Raw genomic sequence first — 18150 nt, forward strand, 5'->3', positions numbered from 1 at the left:
AACCCCCTATGCTTTCTTTACTGGTTTTAATATCATAAATGACAGCGGTGCAACCTTTATATTTATATGATACTTCCTACCGTGCCATTCCTCTTTTTTGGCTTTATTATTTCATCATTTATAAAATTGCTTCCTCCATAAATATCTCTATCGCTATTAAACACCTCTACATATTCACAATTTTCAGGTACTCCTATTTTAAAGTCTTCGTATTTACCCTTATTAAAATTACATACGACAACTAAAAGTCTCCCTTTTTGTTTCTTCTTATAAATGAAAATACTGATTGATGTGCATTTGATGCATCTATCCACTCAAACCCTTCCATCTTATGGTCAAGTTCATAAAGTTCAGAATTATATCTGTAGAACCTATTTAAATCTTTAACATATGTCTTTAATGCATCGTGCATTGGATACTTAAGCAAAAACCACTCTAAGGATTCATAAAATCTCCATTCAATAAACTGGCCAAACTCTCCACCCATAAACAGAAGTTTTTACCTGGATGAGTCATCATATACCCATAAAACGCTCTTAGATTAGCAAATTTTTCTTCATACGTACCAGGCATTTTATCTACTAATGACTTTTTACCGTGTACTACTTCATCGTGGGATAGAGGAAGAACAAAGTTTTCCGAAAAAGCATACATTATAGAGAATGTGACAAGATTATGATTATCCTTTCTGTATTCATAGTCTGTTTGCATATAACGCAGCATATCATTCATCCAGCCCATATTCCATTTATAATTAAAACCTAAACCTCCATCGTGAACTGGATATGTTACAAGTGGCCACGCAGTTGATTCTTCTGCTATCATTAGAGGATTCTTAACCCTTTCAAATATAGCTTTATTTAGCTTCTTTAAAAATTCTACTGCTTCAAGATTTTCCCTTCCACCAAATTTATTTCTAATATTCATATTCTGCTTTCCATAATCTAAATAAAGCATAGCAGCAACTGCATCAACTCTAAGTCCATCTACGTGGAACTCTTCAAACCAATATAATGCATTAGAAATCAAGAAGCTTTGAACAGCTTTTTACCATAATCAAAGTTTGCTGTTCCCCAATCCCAATTATCTGCAAGAAGAGGATTATCTGATTCAAAGACGTGTCCACCATCAAAACAATAAAGACCGTGTTCATCGCGGCAAAAATGGCCTGGTACCCAATCAAGTATTATACCAATACCATTTTGGTGTAGCTTGTCTACTAAATATTTGAAGTCCTCTGGCCTTCCATATCTACTCGTTACAGAGTAGTAACCTGTTGGTTGATATCCCCAAGATTCATCAAGAGGATATTCTGATACTGGCATAATTTCAACGTGGGTATATCCCATATCTAAAACATATTCACACAGCTTATCAGCTATCTCTCTGTATGTTAAAAATCTGTTGTCTTCTCCCCTCATCCAAGAACCTAAGTGCACCTCATATATATTTACAGGAGATTCGTATATATTAGTCTGTTCTCTTTTATAAGCCATTCCCTATCCTTCCACTCATATTCTTTAAGTTCTGTTACAATAGATGCTGTTTTTGGTCTTAATTCTGAATATAATGCATAGGGGTCAGCTTTTAGAACTACACCTCCATCCTGTTTATGTATTTCATATTTATATAATTCTCCCTCCTGTATCCCCTCAACAAACAGCCACCATAAACCAGTATTTAAAACTTTGTACATCCTATGCTTTTCACCATTCCACCCATTAAAATTTCCAACAACTCTAACCTCTTTTGCATTTGGTGCAAAAACGCAAAAGCTTGCTCCTTCTTTCCCTCTATAATTTATAAGTTTACTCCCCATAAATTTATAACTTTCAAAATGTTCACCTCTTATAAACCTATCAACATCCTTTTCAAATAAGAATGCATTTACTTTTTCCTTGGCAACTTTTTCACCCCCAAGTATAAATTTTCACTAAATATTTGAAAATTAATGGTAATTTAATATTAAATTTAATTATACACGAGTTTTGTAAAAATCTATACTTTCTGTGTAAAAATATAAAATATTTATAATTTTTATTAATTTCAACATACTTCGACAGCAAATGTAGATTTATATGCATATATTGTTGAAAAAGTTATATTGTAAAATAAAAACATATGGGATAAACCCATATGTTTCTACCTTTCCTCTACAACAACATTATCAATAAATATATCGTGGGGTTGAAGAGGGAACTCATTACCATCAATCTTACCTAAAGCAAACACTATATGTGCATTTGGGTCTGTATCATTATTCATTGTAAATTCAAAGGTAAATCTCTTCATCTCGTTTGTCAAATCTGCCACCTGTGGTTCTAAATACTTTGTATATGCTCCTCCATTTTGTTCAATTATAACCTGTATCTTTCTACTTATGCTTGACCTTGCATCAAAGCTTACCACATATGTCTTCCCTTTTTCTATTTTCAATCTTTCCTGTGCTAATTGTGTTGACCAAAACTCTGTTCCTTCAAAATCAATATGAATTAAAGCCTCACCATTTACTACGTTAAATGTTGAATAGGCTCCTTCCCAATTTGCCATAAAGCGAATCCATTCCTTTGTACCTTCCCCAAAGTCTCCATTCCTTATCATATTATATTTTACTTCTAAAACTACATTATCAATGTATATATTGTGTAGCCCATATGGTACTGTTTCATCTGTTTTTCCTAATAAGAACTTTAAGTTTGCAATTTCATCTTTTTCCATCTTAAAAGTGAATTCATAGTGTTTCATTTGACTTCCTGCTGGTGCTTCAACTACCTTGCTAAAGTATCTATAATATGCAGCATTATCAATAACAACTTCTATATTTCTACTCTCTGATGCTCTCACATCAAAAGCAAGTACATATTCAATACCCTTATGCATTTTAAAACCTTCTTGGTTTAATAGTATAGACCAAGGATTAGGTCCTGCATTTCTTACAGATATTTTTGCCTCCCCATTTTCAACTGTAATAGTTGAATCAGCACCATCACCTATATTAGGATATGGTTTCCACATATCTAATCCACTTGAAAAATCTCCATTCTTTAATGGATAAAGTACTAATTTAGAATAATCTATAGGATTTGAAGTCTTAATTAACTTAACATCATCAATATAAACGTTTGCATTGCTTCCTCCAAGTTTAAAAACTATCTGAGACTCTAAATCACTTTGATCTACCATTTTAAAATCGATTGTATACTCCTGCATTGATTTAGTTAAAGTTATCATATTATCTTCAACATAATTAAACTTACCTTCTTTATCTAAAAATGCTACTTTAATTGTCCTATTAAGATCTGCTCTTGCTTTAAAAGTTAGTCTATATTCACTATCTTTCAATAACTGAATACCTCTTTGGAATAACAAAATAGATTCATAATAATTACCGCCGTTATTAATATTAATTGTTATTTCTCTTGTATTTTCTGGAATACTTACAGTTGCCTTTGCTCCGTCTACTTTAAAATTCCAATAGGTCATTCTATCTATATAACCTTTATCGAAGGTACCATTATATATGTGATTTCCATCAGGTAACGGTTCTTTTGATGCGTTATAATCTACTTCTGGGGCTGGTATCTCTTCAAGTCTTACATTTCCTATCCAAACTGGTTTTGTACTTAATCCTAATTGGAACTCAAGTCGTGCAAACGCATCTGAATCCTTTTGCATTTGGAACACATTTTCAAAATGCTTTACCTCATTTGTAAGTTCTGCTTTAAAATTATCAGTATAGGAAGTCCATCCCCTTTCAGCACCACCACCTATTTTTACGTTTATACTTCTATTACTATCTGTCATAGCATCAAAGGACAATCTATACCATCTTCCCTTTCCCATTGGAACTATTTGAATAAGTTGTACTGCATAGTCCTGTGTACCTGCTGATGTAATATCTATCTTTGCAAAATTACTGTTATTTATTCTTTCTATAGAAACGCTACCACTTCCACCAAAATCAGGAACGTGAACAAAGTTCCACCCTGTTCCAAAAGGTAGACTTCCATCTATATTTTCTTGAATTTCATTTCTACTAAAATCACCATTATAAACATAATTACCATCACTGGTTGGTAACTTTGAACCTTCTGGTAATGGTTCAGCTTCTACTAAAGGTCTCTGATGGTGTTTTATATTCTCTGCCAACAAGTTCATACACTCGTACATAATCAACTTCCATTGTTGCTGGAAATACAGTGTTTTCATTTGGTTCTCCGTCCCAATGACCACCGACAGCTAAATTTAGAATTATATAAAATTCTTGGTCAAAAGGAGCAGGGAAAGAAAATTTTTCTCCACTATTAGGATCCTTTGAATACCAATTATTTTGCACTTGATATAAATTGCCATCTACATACCATCTAATCTCACCAGGTTCCCATTCAATTGCATAGGTATGAAAATCACTGCTTACACTCTGTCCTTCTGGAAATAAATATTCTTTTCCTGTATAAGTATTATTTGGCCAAGATGAACCATAATGAATTGTACCTGCTACTTTATTAGTGTTACTTCCCCAAGCTTCCATAATGTCAATTTCGCCTGATGCCGCCCAACCACCATAAACATCTTTTTCGGGCAACATCCAGATAGCAGGCCATAACCCTTTACCTTCAGGTAATTTTGCCTTTACTTCTATACGACCATATTTTTTAGAATACTTACCTTTAGTTTTAATTTTTCCAGAAGTATAATTTAATGTAGTTCCAAACTGATCTGTTACGTTCTCTTTTCTTGCTATAATCTTTAGCTTTCCATCTTGTACATATACATTATTTTTCGAATCTGTATAATACTGCTTTTCGTTATTACCCCAACCATCAGCAATCTTATTTCCATTAGCGTCTACTAATGCATTACCTATATCATATCCCCATTTTGTTAAATCAAGCTCTTTTCCATTAAACTCATCACTCCACACCAGTTTCCAATTATCCTTTTTGGTTGTACTATCATCTTTTTCCCTTTGTCTTGAGTTTTTTACTATTAGTTTTACCCGTAAAAATTAAATTGGTTTCATTAGTAGAATCATTTACTTCATTTTGTTCAGATAACTGCTGTGACTCATTATGTGATTCATCTTTGTTGGTATCTTGTTTTTGATTAGTACTATCTTTAGATATTTTTTCTTGATTAGTTTGAGCCACTGGATTATTATTTCTTTTAAATCCTAATGCCCAATACGTAGTAAAAGCTACTGCAGCCAATAGAAATAACGTAAGTAGAATAGTTGTTGTTTTTTTCATACTTTCCCCCTTATCAAACAAATTATTATGAATTATTAATTTTATCTTAATATTCATTTAATATTGATAAAAGTGTATCTATTTCGTTTTTGGTTTCTATATTTTATATGGAATAATTTGTATATAAAAAATAAAACCCAAACATAAAAGATTTGGGTTTTTCTAATTTATAAAACTAATATCTATAAACATAGATAGGGGGAACTTTAATATATGAAAAAATCACAATTTTATTATTAAATAATGAACTTATTTATTATTTCTGATAAACTATGTGACATATTACTTAACAATTGAGCTGTTGTTGCAACTTCTTCTGCTGACGAAGTAATTTCTTCAGAAGAAACTGCTACTTCTTCAATAGATTCTATATTTTCTTTGGTAATAACATTAACTAATTTAATTCTTTCTAAAACATTATCTTTAGCTTTTTCCATATCTTTTATCTCTTCAAAGGTATTTAACATCAAAGGCTCTATTTTTGTATTGAATCCGAAATATCACTAAAAACAAACACTGAGTTTTCAACCATACTTATCTGATGATTAATATTGATTTTATCAATAATTTCTTTATATAAATTTTGAACATTAACATCTAAATTTTTGTCATATTCTTTAAATATATTCAATCTAAAAGCTTTATAAGCATTTATCCTCATTTCAAAAATGAACTATTTATACTCTGCACATAGTCTGTTGGAATTACTATGTCACTATACATACTATAAAGTGCTTTATTTGTAATATTTAAGTTTCTTAGTCCCTCTAATGAAGTTATTAATGCTGTTACTATTGCAATTAGCACCAATAGATTCAATAGAAATTTTACTGTTATTTTATTTTTGTTCTTAAAAATATTTATACTTGTTTTTTCATTAGCTTTGAAAACATTTGTCTAAATCCCCTAACATTAATTTATAATCACAACCAGATATTTTAATTAAGCTTAAATATTAATTAAAATTTTATTAATTTTTTGTATTTTCTAATTTTATTATAGTAATGATACCTTATTAATTTTAGTGTCTATTTTTTGTTTTTGGTGTTTAATTTTCAGAAAAATAAAACACCCGCATTGTAACAACTTACATACGGGTGTTTAAAACTATTTTAATTTAAGACTAAATATTTTTTGCCTATATTCAATTGGTGAAATTCCCTCCATATCTTTAAATATTTTAGCAAATTGTTTTGAATTTTTATAGCCAACCTTTTCACCAATTTCATATATTTTATAACTGTCATCTTCAAGAAGTTTTTAGCCTCTTCTATCCGTATCTTTTTAAATAATCAACAAAATTTAACCCTATATATTCCTTAAATATCTGAGAAAAATAAGAATAATTTAATGAAACATAATTAGAAACCATAGCCATATTTATATCTTTGTAGTAGTTTTGATGAATATATTTAATAGCCTTTTCTATGTATATATTATCAGTATAGGCTAATTTCTTTTGATTTATATATTCATTTAGTTTAACTTGTATTCGGCAAGTAATGCCGAAAGACATTGGAATTAAAGGATTTTTGTTCAAAAATTAAAAGAAATCATCCCTTTTAAGTGTTAAAATATAATTGCAAAACTAAAACACAAAAGGGTGATTTCTATGGATAGTTTACAACAAAATCAAAAAATTTAAAGAAGAAAATTAGATTTTTGAACATGAAAGCAAAATTTAATGATACCAAAGTTACTTCTGTAGCAACTTTTTCTTATGTGGAATCCTTTAAACAAATAATAGGATTACCAACTATTTTAGAAAAAGGCGTAACCTATAAGAAGGCCGCTAATTCTACTTTTAATACTGCAGAAATTATAGAATACATGATTGATGCAAATATTCTTGGTTTCTCAAGATTTATGCACATTGAAACATTAAGAAATGATGAAGGATATAAAAAGTTTAAAGGTGTAGATAAATTACCCAGTGAAAAAGTATGTAGAGATCTCTTAAAAGCTTTACCAACAGAAACTTTAGAAGAATTAAGAACTATAAATAAAAAATACTTGACTTAAAGTCTTCAACTGAAGATGTACGCGAGGTTTGTATTAATATTGATGATACTGTTATAACTATCTTTGGTAATCAAGAAAAATCAGGAATAGGATATAATCCAAGGTACAATGGAAGACCATCATTTAAAGAAAAAGTTGGGTTTATTTCAGGAACTGATGAATTACTTAACATTACTCTTGAAAATGGTAGACACCATAGTAATTATAAATTTTTAGATTTCTTTAAGAGTTGTGTAAACCAGCTTCCTTCAAGATATATTCTTAAAAGAGTTAGACTTGATAGAGGTTTTTTGATGAAGAAAACTTTTTATATTTTGAAGATAATGGAATAGAATATGTTGTTAAATGTAAAATGTATTCTACTGTTAAAATGATAATAGATTTTATAAATAATAATCCAAAGGATTATATATGGCACGATATAAGTTCTACTTTATCTGTTACAGAAATTACAGTTCCATTGCCTAAATGGCAAAGAGCAAGAAGATTTGTGATTATAAGAGAAAAAATTATTCCAAAAAATATGAATCAGTTAATGTTCGAAGAATGTAAATATAAATATCAAGCAATAGTAACAAATATAAATTATTTAACACCTGAAGAAATATTTCAAGATTATAATCAACGATGTGATGTTGAAAATAATATAGATGAAATAAAAGAAGGCTATGCCTTTAGCGAAAATAGTTTAGTAAATCATAAATGCAATGAATTGTACCTTTTAATAAAAATGATAGCATATAACATTCATAACTGGTTTAAACAAGCAATCATGCCTAAGGAAGTACAACATCATGAAATTAGTACATTAAGAAGAATATTTTATAGAGTTTGTGGTAATGTTTGCGGCAGCAAATATTATAGATATTTAAGTTTTTCAAATAATTGCTTATTAGAAAAATCATTACTCATATTCAAAAACAAATACATATTTTTAGTAGAAAAATGATAACAGTTTATACTTAATAGTAAAATAAAAACAATAAATTCCCTTAAAAATCCAAATGTTATTTGGGTTTATTAAGTATACTCAAAAAAGACCTAACGGTATAAAATATCATAATAAATGTAAATTTATTCATAAAGAAAACAAAAATGGCAAGTAGAAACTTTTTTAAAATTTACTTGCCGAATTCAAGTTTAATTAATAAATTCTCAAGGATCCTATAATAGTCGTGAAAACTTGAGTAATTATAAATATTTTCTATTATTTTATATTCTTTAATTTCCTCATAAAACTCTCTATCTAAATCAGTAATAAAACCTTTAATAACATTTACTATCTCCCTATTCACTTCCTCTATATAACTAATATTATATTTTAGTATTTCTTTTATATTATATATTTCTCTCAAACAATTTTTAATTTCTTCTTCTCTATTTGTTCCTATTAAATTGTTTAGTTTCTTTATTTTACTTATAGGAATAACATAATCTTCTACCCTATTTTTTATATCTTCATATTTTACAATACGTTGATTTGTATATAAAAATATATACTTTAATGCTTCAATTGATTCATAATACTTATCTCTTAATTCTCCTAAGTAACTACCTTCACCACTTACACCTAAATTTAATGATATATGACATTGTTCAAATCTAAAAATAATGTAATTATATAAATCTATGCTGCTACTAATAATAACTACCCTTTCATCCTTATCTAAAAAAGCAATGTTCTCACCATTAAAATTTTTTCTATATTCATTTAAAATTGCTTTTAACTTATCTAATAATTCCTTGGTATCTATTTTACAATTATTACATTTTATTTTATCTACAACATATATAAAGTATCTATCTTTAAAAATATTATCTAAATTAATTTTTTACACAGTTCATTTATTTCATTTCTACTTAAATTTGTGTTTAACAAAATATAGTTTATTTGGGAATTAAAAAATTCATCTTTATTGCTATATATTTCATTATTTTTGATATTGGTATTTTCCTTTGATTTTATTTCTTTTTCTATTCTTTCAATGGTATCATAAAGAAGATTTCTTTTAATTGGCTTTAACAAATAATCCTTAGCTCCATTCCTTAAGGCGTGAGTTGCGTAATTAAAATCATCATACCCACTTAAAATAATAATGTTAGTTTGTACATTGTTACTATATAAATTACTAATTAATGTTAAACCATCCATAACAGGCATTCTTATATCTGTTATCAATATATCAATATTATTTTGTTTATAATATTCTAATGCTTCTTCTCCATTTGAAGCAAGAAATATTTCATACACCCCAGGATACCTATTTTCTATCATAGATTTTATCCCTAATCGTATATTCTTCTCGTCGTCAACTATTAATATTTTTCTCATAACCATTCAAACCTCCTGAGAGTATAAGCAAAGGTAGTTTTACGGTAACGGATGTATAGAAATTTTGTTTACTTTCAATATATATACCATATTCTTTTCCATAATATAGCTTTATTCTTTGATTAACATTTCTTAATCCTAAACCATTATTTCTTCTTTTATTAAATATTTTATCATTTCCCATATATATTTTATTAAAGGTTTCATCATCTAAATTTATCTTATAATTTATTTCATATAACTTATTTTCTTCTATACCTTTACCAAAATCTTTAATGATAATAACAATATTGTTTAAGTCCACAAAAGCACTAATATCAATAGTTAATTGTTCTTCTTCCTTTATTCCATATTTAACTGAATTTTCTACAATTGGCTGTAATGACATTTTTAATATTTCTTGTTCAAGGACCGTATCATCTATATTTATATTTAGGTTGATTTTATTATCAAACCTAATATTCATTAAAGCTATATAATTCTTTATATGTTCTATTTCTTCCTTCAAAACTACATATTCGCTTGTCCACTTCATATTGTATCTCATCATATCACCCAGGGATGTTAATGCATCAGAAATTTCGAACTTACCCTCTATTTCTGCAAGCATTTTAATATTTTCTAAGGTATTATATAAAAATGCGAATCTATCTGATTTTGAAGTGCTTTAAGCTCCGCTTCTTTAGTAATAGCCTTTTTATTCACTGATTCTGCAATAAGTTCATTAATTTTATCTAATAATCGCCTAATATTATGAGCAAGTTCTCCAATTTCTCTGCTGCCTTTAACATCTATATCAATATCAAACTCTCCCTTTCTAATCCTTTTAACAGAATGTATTAGAATATTTAATTTCTTTAGTACAATTGAATTTATAAAATTAGTTACTACTGATAAAATACCAGTTAAAAGTAGAGTAATAAATATAATGTTATTTCTCATTCTTGATATTTTAATAAATATATCTTTTAAAGATATTATAGAAACTAAATATGAGTCAATTTCTTCAAGATAGGTATATATAATATATACAGATTTAGTTTTACTATCCAAAAAAAGCTACCTCTATTTTGAACCATTTTCTGATTTAATTCTTGTTTTATATATGATACATCAATTTTATTTTCCTTAAAAAAATCATTTTCTAAATCCATATAAATGTTTCTATTATTATCTATTAGTAAAATTTGTGATGGAGGATTTGGTGTTTTGACATACATCTTAGGAAAAAATTTTTTAGAAGCATATCAACTTCAATAATACCTATGTGTTCATTCTCCGGATAATTAATTTCTCTTAATAGCATTATTTTAGCAGAGTTTTCAGGGATAGCATTATATTTTCTGTCAACTACTTCATCATCTTTATCTTGAAAATACCAAAGTGCTCTTCCATTTAGTTCATTTGTCTTTTTAAACCAATATTTATCACTTACTCTTGACTCATTAAAAACTATAGGCCATATTTCATTTATATATGGATTATTAGTAAACAATCTTATATGTTCAATATTAGGATTGCTATTTTGTAATCTAACAATATTTACTACACCATTTAAATTGAAATCTATTAACTCATCTGTTGTAGATTCATTTCTATTTTTGATAAAATCTATAAACTTTTTATCTGATATAACCATTTGAGCTACATTTTCCATTGTATTAATATTTTTTAGAATACCAACTTTTTCTATCTCTAATAAGTATTCATAGTTCTTGATAGCATCTTTTATTGTATTGTCCTTAAACCTTTTAAAATAAATAAATGAGAATATTACAATAGGAATAAGAATTACTAATATATAGGATAAGACTAATTTACTTTGAAGAGGTATATTATCATACCATTCTATAAATTTTTTTTATTTTTTTAATTGATAACATTAATGGTTTCAAAATAACACCACTTTCATAAATATGATAATAAAAAATTATTTAACATATACGCGGAAGAAACGGCTAAAAACCCAGTTTTACTGGGTTTTTAACCGTTTATTATTTAATTATTTTTCTATTTTTTTCTTGTTTTCTTGGTACTTTTGCTCTTGATATTTTAATACTTTATCATAGCCATATTGCTTTCTCTTTTCTAAAAATTCATTAAATAGTTTATCAAATTCTTCATCAGACTTAGCTAACAATAATTTTGGTAAAGTCTTACCCCATTCCATTGCTATCTTGTTAGCTGCTATACCTTCATCAGAATCTCCTGTTGGATTTATACCATCGAATACAGCATAGCTTACAGTCTTACCCTTTGTCCAATCCTCTAATTGCTTCATTGGTTCTGCTGTTGGAGGTGCCCATTGAAGCATCATATTTGTATCCATAAGCATCCAGAATGTATATGAAGCACCATATTTCTTGTCAAAGGCTGCTCTATCCTTATTTAATAAATCTAAAACTTCTGGCTTAAATTGATCTTTTCCATCAATTGTATCATATGTTATGCCCTTTTCTCCGAGATATAAATCCTTTTGTCCTTCTTCGCTGATTAAATAGCTTAGGAATCTAATAGCTCTTGCCTTGTCCTTACAGTCCTTTGATATTAACGTAATTGTCCAACCTGATAATCCGTCACCAGCAAGTTTTGGTGCATCAAGGTTTGAATTTGAAGGCCCATCAACTGCAATATAAACAGAATTTGGATCTTTAGCAAAAAGTGCTTGGTTTTGTGCTGCAAAGTCACTTCTTTGGAAAATCATTGCAAAATATCTTCCTTGAGCTATCTTTTCTTCCATTTGGGCTCTCTTATCTACAAATATATCCTTTGCATGAAGCCCCATTTCATTAGCTTTTCTGAATGTCTTTAACCATTTAATATATTCTGGGTCTGTCAATCTATCATAAAGTTTTCCATCTTTTTCTCTCGGAATTGCAAGGAAATTTTGTAAGTAATCTTCTAATGAATAGTTTCCTGTTTCAGTAAATTCGTGCAATCCAAGTGGTATCAATGGTTGTCCATTTACTGTTGGGAACTTTTCCTTTGCCATCTTTAATGCATTTAGAAATCCTTCTGGTGTTCTCATATCTGGTTTTCCTAATGCTTCATATATGTCCTTTCGTACTACAAATGTTTGATTAGATGGCTTTAATTCTTTATATCTATCAAAATCCTTTGGTGAAGATGATGCATTTGGATATCCGTATACGTGTCCATCAGGTTGTCTATACCAATCAAGCTTTATTGGATCAGCAACCTTAAAGAAATATGGGTCATATTTTTCTGCAAGCTCATCTAAAGGTAAAACTAATCCACCTTCTATCATCTTCTTAACGCCGTCTTCCCACCAACCAAGAGTTATAAAATCAGGTAATTTACCAGACGCAATCATTGTGTTTAACTTTTCATTTTCATTTCCTGCTGGAACAATAAAGTTGATATTTACACCAGTCTTCTTTGTAACGTATTGTGAAGTTAAATCTACCCCCACTTATTTGGAAACCAAGAAAAGTTTAAATACCAATCAAAGGTAATTGGTTTGTCAGCATCCTGCTTCCATCCTGAGTATCTGCTGACACATTAGTGTTGCTATTAGTTTCTTTTGCATTGTCTTCTTTTTACCACATCCTGCAAGAACCGTTGCAGTCATTAAAATAGATAAAAGAAGAGCAAGCAATTTTGTTAGTTTTGTTTTTTCATTTTAATCCCCCTTCTTTTTTATAAATATCTTTGCTAATAGCAAAGAATATAAACAAAGTAAAAATAATCACCCCTTCACAGAACCAATCATCATACCCTTTACAAAATACTTTTGTAGGAATGGATAAACACATACAATAGGAAATGTTGTTACAACCATTGTTGCAAGCTTTATTGATTGGCTTGTTACTGTTCTTGTAACAATTCCACCTGGTGCTGACTGCATTGCCGTATTACTTCCTGCTTGTGCAACTATTCTATATAAAAAGTTTGTATTGGTTGTAAATCAGGGTTATTTATAAATATCATCCCTGTAAAATAGTCATTCCACTGATATACCCCGTGAAAAAGTGCAATTGTTGCTATAACTGGAAGTGATACAGGTAATATTATCTTTAGAAATATTGTAAAATCATTTGCTCCGTCTATTTTAGCTGCCTCTTCTAAACTTGACGGAATCTCTCTAAAAATGCCATAAATATTATTGCATCATAAAAACTAAACATAGCTGGAATGATATAAACAATAAATCTATCTAAAAATCCTAAATTTTTAAGTAGTAAGTAATATGGTATCAACCCTCCACCAAAGAACAAAGTGATAGTACCTAATGTCATATAAAATTTCCTTCCTATTAAATCCCTTTTAGAAAGTGCATAGGCTACCATAGCTGTAAAAAACACGTGTACAACCGTTCCTATAACTGTTTTTGCTACTGTAATCCACATAGCTTTTGCAATACCTGGGCTTGAAAAAACTGCCCTATAGCTATCTAAACTAAATTTTCTTGGCCACCAATAAATGCCACCTCTCATAGCATCCATACCATCGTTAAAGGAATTAACTATTACATACCAGATAGGATATATGGTGAGAAAACATATAATAAGCATTATTATTACATTTATAGTATCAAATACTTTTTCTCCAGGTGTTCTTCGTTTTAATATACTAATTTTCATATCATATCCCCCTAAAACAATGAAGTATCATTAAGTTTTTTAGAGACGTAATTTGCTGATAGCAGCAATAAGAATGCTATAATCGACTTTACTAATCCTACAGCTGTTGCATAAGAATATCTACTAAGCTGAATACCCATTCTATAAACATAAATATCTATAACATCACTTGCACTTGCATTTAATGAGTTTCTCAATACTAATATTTGATCAAAATTAGAATTCAATATACCACTTACAGCTAATATAAATAATATTGTTATAGTTGGTTTAATTGCCGGTAAAGTTATGTATATCATTCTATGAATTCTGCTTGCCCCATCAATTGTTGCTGCTTCATACATTTCAGGATCTACCCCTGCTATAGCAGCTAAATATATTATTGCCGACCAACCAAGCTCCTTCCATATATCAGATAAAACCACTATCCCCCAAAAATATTTAGGATCTGCTAAATAATTGACTGGTTCTTTTATAATATTTAATTTCATTAAAATCTCATTTATTATACCAACATCTGAAAGCCAAGTTGTTAATATTCCACCTAAAACAACCCAAGATAAAAAGTGAGGTAGATATGATATCGTTTGGACTGCTCTTTTAAACTTTACTGATGTTAATTCATTAAGCATTAGTGCAAACAAAATAGGAAGTGGAAAACCTATTAATAACTTTAAAGCACTTATTCCTACAGTATTTTTAATAACGTTATAAAACTCTGGATCAGTTAAAAACTCTTTAAAATACTGAAATCCAACCCAAGGTGCTTTTGATATTGGTTTTATTATGCTATATCTTTTAAATGCTATTATAAGACCATACATTGGTAAATAATTGAATATAATCATCCATATAACCCCAAGTAAAGCCATAACCTGTAAATATTTCTGAGATAAGAATTTATTTAGTTTATTTTTTGCTTATTTTTACCAACTACAACATTACTACTTAGTTTTATATCCATTATTTTACCTTCCTCCAAACCCATTTTTAAAATTTTCTTATTTTTCTATATTTATTTTACTTTATGGGTTTTTCTATTTTAAGGTATGGTTTTTTATTTATGGTGTAGTTTTTTGGTAATTATTCCATATTGTAATTAGATATAGTTACTAATTTAATTTTATAAAAAGGACAGGAATTCTAATCGAACACCCGCCCTTTCTTTTAAGAAGAGGCTTTAAATCAACCAAGTTCCACAACTATATCGTGTACCTTATCAATATCTAATGCTTCTATAACACTTCTCTCAATTACTGCTTTATTATTACATAAATCACAATCTACTTTATTTCCATTTATACTTACAGATAATATCTTATACTGTCCATAATTTACTTTGTTTTTATTAACATATTGAACTCTTATACTTCTTTGGGCAAATAATGCAGTTGCAGAGGCTTTACCTTCATTGTTAAATTGCTTATCTAATAGTTTTGGTTCTAATACTAAATCTCCTATCTCACCCTTTACTCCAAACATCTCAGTTAAAACTGTTAAAAGTAGCCAGCTTGCTGAACCAGTAAGGTAGTGATACATACCTCTTCCTTTTTCATTGATGTATTCTGGTATTCCTGGGTATATTCTACTCTTTTCAAAATCCATACATTGAGTGTATATTGAATTTATAACCTCATATCCTGCATCCACAAAGCCTCTCTTATAAAGAGCATTTCCATACATTACTGCCATATGGCTAAACATTGCACCATTTTCCTTATGTCCAAAGGCAAAACCAAAAGTCTTCCTAAATCCTTCTTAACCTCATAAAAGTTAGTATTAAGTCTATATCCACCTACTTTTTCATCCTTTAAATATTTGTTTGCAGACTCAATGATTTTAACAACTTGTTCTTCTGTAGCTGTTCCACCCATTGTAGTAAACACTTGGCTTGTTAAATTCATTCTTGTACCATTTATATGGTCTCCCTCTACTCTATTTCCGGAGTTATCATAATATCCATTAAACCATTGGTATCCTTCAGAGTTTGTTATCCACTCATTGTTTCTTATATGATTGATTATCCAATTTCCTTTTCTTTGTAAATCATTAATTAAATCATCAATTGAAACCTTAGCTTTTTACCCGAAACTTTGCTCTTACAACTATTGAAATACTTCTTAAGTAAATTAACCTTTTCCTCTACAGAATCGTAATTTACAGGAGTATTTAAAGAATCTAACAGTAGCAGCATCTCTTCAACTAATTCTATTTCATAAATAGAATTACTTTCCTTTAACTCTCTTAGTAATTTTGCAAATTCAATCAGATTACTTCCATATAGGGCTGTAAAGGCAACACTCTCTCCCTTTTCAGGAGCCATATCTAACCCATCATTCCAATCTGCACCTTCAAGCCTAATGTTGTTATGCATTCCTACATTAAAAAATGGAGTAAGATGCTGTATTAAAATATGTTCTAATATTGTTCCCTTATAGTTTTTTCCATCTATGGTTTTTAATTTATTTCCTTCTTCAATTGTCCAATTTTCATCAAAATCAGTACATCTACTTGCAAGCCTATCCTTAAAGTATTCCTGTTCTTCTAATAAGAAGTTTAGATCTCCACTTAAATCTAAATATAGCTTTGTTGTTAAGAAAGGCCAAGCACCGTGGTCCATCCATATTCTTGCTATATTATTTCTATCTGCTATAAACTCACCAGGTTTTGAACCAATTATAGTAGCATTACTTCCATCTATTCTTACACCAGCATAGTTGTTGTAAAGAAGCTTTCTAACTTCGTCTGGTTCCATCATAAGAAGTGCAAGACAATCCTGCCATAGGTCTCTCCAACCTCTTCCGCCTCTACCGTAGTCGTGATGAGGTAGGAAGGAACATCCATATATTCTTCTTAAAATAGGCTGTAAATTAATCCACTTCATCCACTTATCAAATTTATCATCGCCAGTCTTAAATTCTGGCTTGCTTAGTTTGTTTTGCCAATATACTTTGCATTCATTTAAAGCCTTATCAAACTTTTCTTGGCTTCCATACTTGTTTATAAGTACTTCATTTTCCTTTTCATCACCATCTTCATTTATAGCCATCATTATGATAAATGTCTTTGTTTCTCCTGCTGAAAGTTCTACATCTTTAAATCTTATAGCACCTATTGCTTCATACCCTTCAAGCATATCCCCTGACTTACAATAAGGCTCTTTATTTAAAAATACAGCTTCAGGGCATTCTAAATTTCCGCCTTCGCCAATAAATTCTTCTACCTCTGGGAAAAATCCAATTGGGTTGTCACCATTTCCTTCAGCACCAAGTACAGAATATATAACATTATTAGTCTTATGCCCTCTTTCATCAAAGGATAGTGTAGGTTTTACTACTACACCATAATCCGTCGTCTTAATTCTATGAAGTAATGAAGTAACGTGTCTGTGATCCCTTAAATTATCTGCTGAACGTCCATATATAGGAATGGCTGCAGTAGGTATAATTATCTTTGTATCCTCTCCTATATTTGTAATGCTTACCTTCATTAATTCAACTTTGTGATTGTCAACAGGTGCAAAGTTTAAAACCTCTGCCCTGATTCCTAAATCCTTGTTTTCTCTTATTATCTTGTGCCATAAAAATCCTGCTTGTAATTTTACACTTTCAGGAGAATTCTCTTGGAAGGTATATCCTACCTGCGTTGGTGAATTTCCGCTTACAGACCATACTCCTCTTTCCTTAATGTTAATCCAAAAATTTCTTGCACTTCTTGTATTGTGTAAATCCTCTGCTGATACAGGAAGTAAAAGAAAGGTGTTTTGACTTGACTTAATGTCTCCGTTTAAAGTTGGAGTTATTGATGACATAATCCCAGCTTCATTAGCAATAGGAAAGTACAGATAACTATTCTTTTCTGGATTTTCAAGTTCAAACTCTCCATTTTCGTTAATAAACTCCCAAGGTTTAACCTTATTCATAATATTTGTCCTCCTCTTTTA

The 18150-nt window shown here is 29.4% G+C and carries 21 protein-coding genes and 2 pseudogenes; 1 reads left to right on the forward strand and 22 read right to left on the reverse strand.

Annotation, left to right across the window (positions count from 1 at the left end):
* Positions 1-6: 6 nt before the first annotated feature.
* The 8 genes and pseudogenes from glgB to PL321_RS06485 form a co-directional block, all read right to left on the reverse strand.
* Positions 7-1819: pseudogene (gene glgB / locus PL321_RS21105) on the reverse strand (1,4-alpha-glucan branching protein GlgB).
* 323 nt (positions 1820-2142) lie between these two features.
* The gene (locus PL321_RS06455) at positions 2143-4170 is read right to left on the reverse strand and encodes a carbohydrate binding domain-containing protein (RefSeq protein ID WP_273963920.1); all 2028 of its coding nucleotides are present in this window, start codon (positions 4168-4170) and stop codon (positions 2143-2145) included.
* Positions 4103-4990, reverse strand: a complete 888-nt coding sequence (locus tag PL321_RS06460) for a glycoside hydrolase family 16 protein (protein WP_273964439.1) — start codon at positions 4988-4990, stop codon at positions 4103-4105. Before PL321_RS06460 ends, PL321_RS06455 begins: the two co-directional genes overlap by 68 nt.
* Positions 4956-5249: a hypothetical protein gene (locus PL321_RS06465; protein ID WP_273963921.1), complete on the reverse strand. Its 294-nt coding sequence runs from the start codon at positions 5247-5249 to the stop codon at positions 4956-4958. Before PL321_RS06465 ends, PL321_RS06460 begins: the two co-directional genes overlap by 35 nt.
* A 236-nt stretch (positions 5250-5485) precedes the next feature.
* Entirely contained in the window at positions 5486-5716 is a 231-nt protein-coding gene (locus tag PL321_RS06470) for a hypothetical protein (RefSeq protein WP_273963922.1), read from the reverse strand.
* An 8-nt stretch (positions 5717-5724) separates the two neighbouring features.
* A complete protein-coding gene (locus tag PL321_RS06475; RefSeq protein WP_273963923.1) occupies positions 5725-5880 on the reverse strand; it encodes a hypothetical protein in 156 nt (51 codons plus the stop codon).
* 26 nt (positions 5881-5906) lie between these two features.
* Entirely contained in the window at positions 5907-6113 is a 207-nt protein-coding gene (locus tag PL321_RS06480) for an MCP four helix bundle domain-containing protein (protein ID WP_337961104.1), read from the reverse strand.
* A gap of 406 nt (positions 6114-6519) precedes the next feature.
* Positions 6520-6765, reverse strand: coding sequence for a hypothetical protein (locus PL321_RS06485; RefSeq protein WP_273963924.1), 246 nt, complete (start codon positions 6763-6765; stop codon positions 6520-6522).
* Positions 6766-6902: 137 nt separating this feature from the next.
* On the opposite strand from PL321_RS06485, the pseudogene PL321_RS06490 reads away from it, so the two are divergent.
* A pseudogene (locus PL321_RS06490) lies at positions 6903-8237 on the forward strand (IS1380 family transposase).
* A gap of 155 nt (positions 8238-8392) precedes the next feature.
* Here the strand turns inward: PL321_RS06490 and PL321_RS06495 are convergent.
* From PL321_RS06495 to PL321_RS06550, 14 genes are all read right to left on the reverse strand, one after another.
* Positions 8393-8626: a hypothetical protein gene (locus PL321_RS06495; protein WP_273963925.1), complete on the reverse strand. Its 234-nt coding sequence runs from the start codon at positions 8624-8626 to the stop codon at positions 8393-8395.
* Positions 8627-9090: 464 nt separating this feature from the next.
* On the reverse strand, positions 9091-9603 hold the full coding sequence (locus tag PL321_RS06500; RefSeq protein ID WP_273963926.1) for a response regulator: 513 nt from the start codon (positions 9601-9603) through the stop codon (positions 9091-9093).
* Positions 9581-10213 (reverse strand): sensor histidine kinase, encoded by a 633-nt coding sequence (locus PL321_RS06505; RefSeq protein WP_273963927.1) that lies wholly within the window; start codon positions 10211-10213, stop codon positions 9581-9583. The genes PL321_RS06500 and PL321_RS06505 overlap by 23 nt, the downstream gene beginning before the upstream one ends.
* A gap of 11 nt (positions 10214-10224) precedes the next feature.
* The gene (locus PL321_RS06510; protein WP_273963928.1) at positions 10225-10656 is read right to left on the reverse strand and encodes a sensor histidine kinase; all 432 of its coding nucleotides are present in this window, start codon (positions 10654-10656) and stop codon (positions 10225-10227) included.
* A 124-nt stretch (positions 10657-10780) separates the two neighbouring features.
* The gene (locus PL321_RS06515; protein WP_273963929.1) at positions 10781-11260 is read right to left on the reverse strand and encodes a hypothetical protein; all 480 of its coding nucleotides are present in this window, start codon (positions 11258-11260) and stop codon (positions 10781-10783) included.
* Between the two features lie 345 nt (positions 11261-11605).
* Positions 11606-13036, reverse strand: a complete 1431-nt coding sequence (locus PL321_RS06520) for an extracellular solute-binding protein (protein ID WP_273963930.1) — start codon at positions 13034-13036, stop codon at positions 11606-11608.
* Positions 13037-13087: 51 nt separating this feature from the next.
* Positions 13088-13222, reverse strand: coding sequence for a hypothetical protein (locus tag PL321_RS06525; protein ID WP_273963931.1), 135 nt, complete (start codon positions 13220-13222; stop codon positions 13088-13090).
* Between the two features lie 90 nt (positions 13223-13312).
* A complete protein-coding gene (locus tag PL321_RS06530; protein WP_273963932.1) occupies positions 13313-13471 on the reverse strand; it encodes a hypothetical protein in 159 nt (52 codons plus the stop codon).
* Between the two features lie 26 nt (positions 13472-13497).
* Entirely contained in the window at positions 13498-13725 is a 228-nt protein-coding gene (locus tag PL321_RS06535) for an ABC transporter permease subunit (RefSeq protein ID WP_337961105.1), read from the reverse strand.
* Complete coding sequence (locus PL321_RS06540) at positions 13689-14207, reverse strand: hypothetical protein (RefSeq protein WP_273963933.1); 519 nt, start codon at positions 14205-14207, stop codon at positions 13689-13691. Before PL321_RS06540 ends, PL321_RS06535 begins: the two co-directional genes overlap by 37 nt.
* 11 nt (positions 14208-14218) lie before the next feature.
* Positions 14219-15055, reverse strand: a complete 837-nt coding sequence (locus PL321_RS06545) for an ABC transporter permease (protein WP_273963934.1) — start codon at positions 15053-15055, stop codon at positions 14219-14221.
* Between the two features lie 337 nt (positions 15056-15392).
* Positions 15393-15899: a hypothetical protein gene (locus PL321_RS19740; RefSeq protein ID WP_337960979.1), complete on the reverse strand. Its 507-nt coding sequence runs from the start codon at positions 15897-15899 to the stop codon at positions 15393-15395.
* Complete coding sequence (locus PL321_RS19745; protein ID WP_337961106.1) at positions 15890-16273, reverse strand: GH36-type glycosyl hydrolase domain-containing protein; 384 nt, start codon at positions 16271-16273, stop codon at positions 15890-15892. Before PL321_RS19745 ends, PL321_RS19740 begins: the two co-directional genes overlap by 10 nt.
* Positions 16261-18129: a hypothetical protein gene (locus tag PL321_RS06550; protein ID WP_337960980.1), complete on the reverse strand. Its 1869-nt coding sequence runs from the start codon at positions 18127-18129 to the stop codon at positions 16261-16263. Before PL321_RS06550 ends, PL321_RS19745 begins: the two co-directional genes overlap by 13 nt.
* Positions 18130-18150: the final 21 nt, after the last annotated feature.

Source organism: Caloramator sp. mosi_1 (assembly GCF_028622835.1).
Classification (GTDB): domain Bacteria; phylum Bacillota; class Clostridia; order Clostridiales; family Caloramatoraceae; genus Thermobrachium.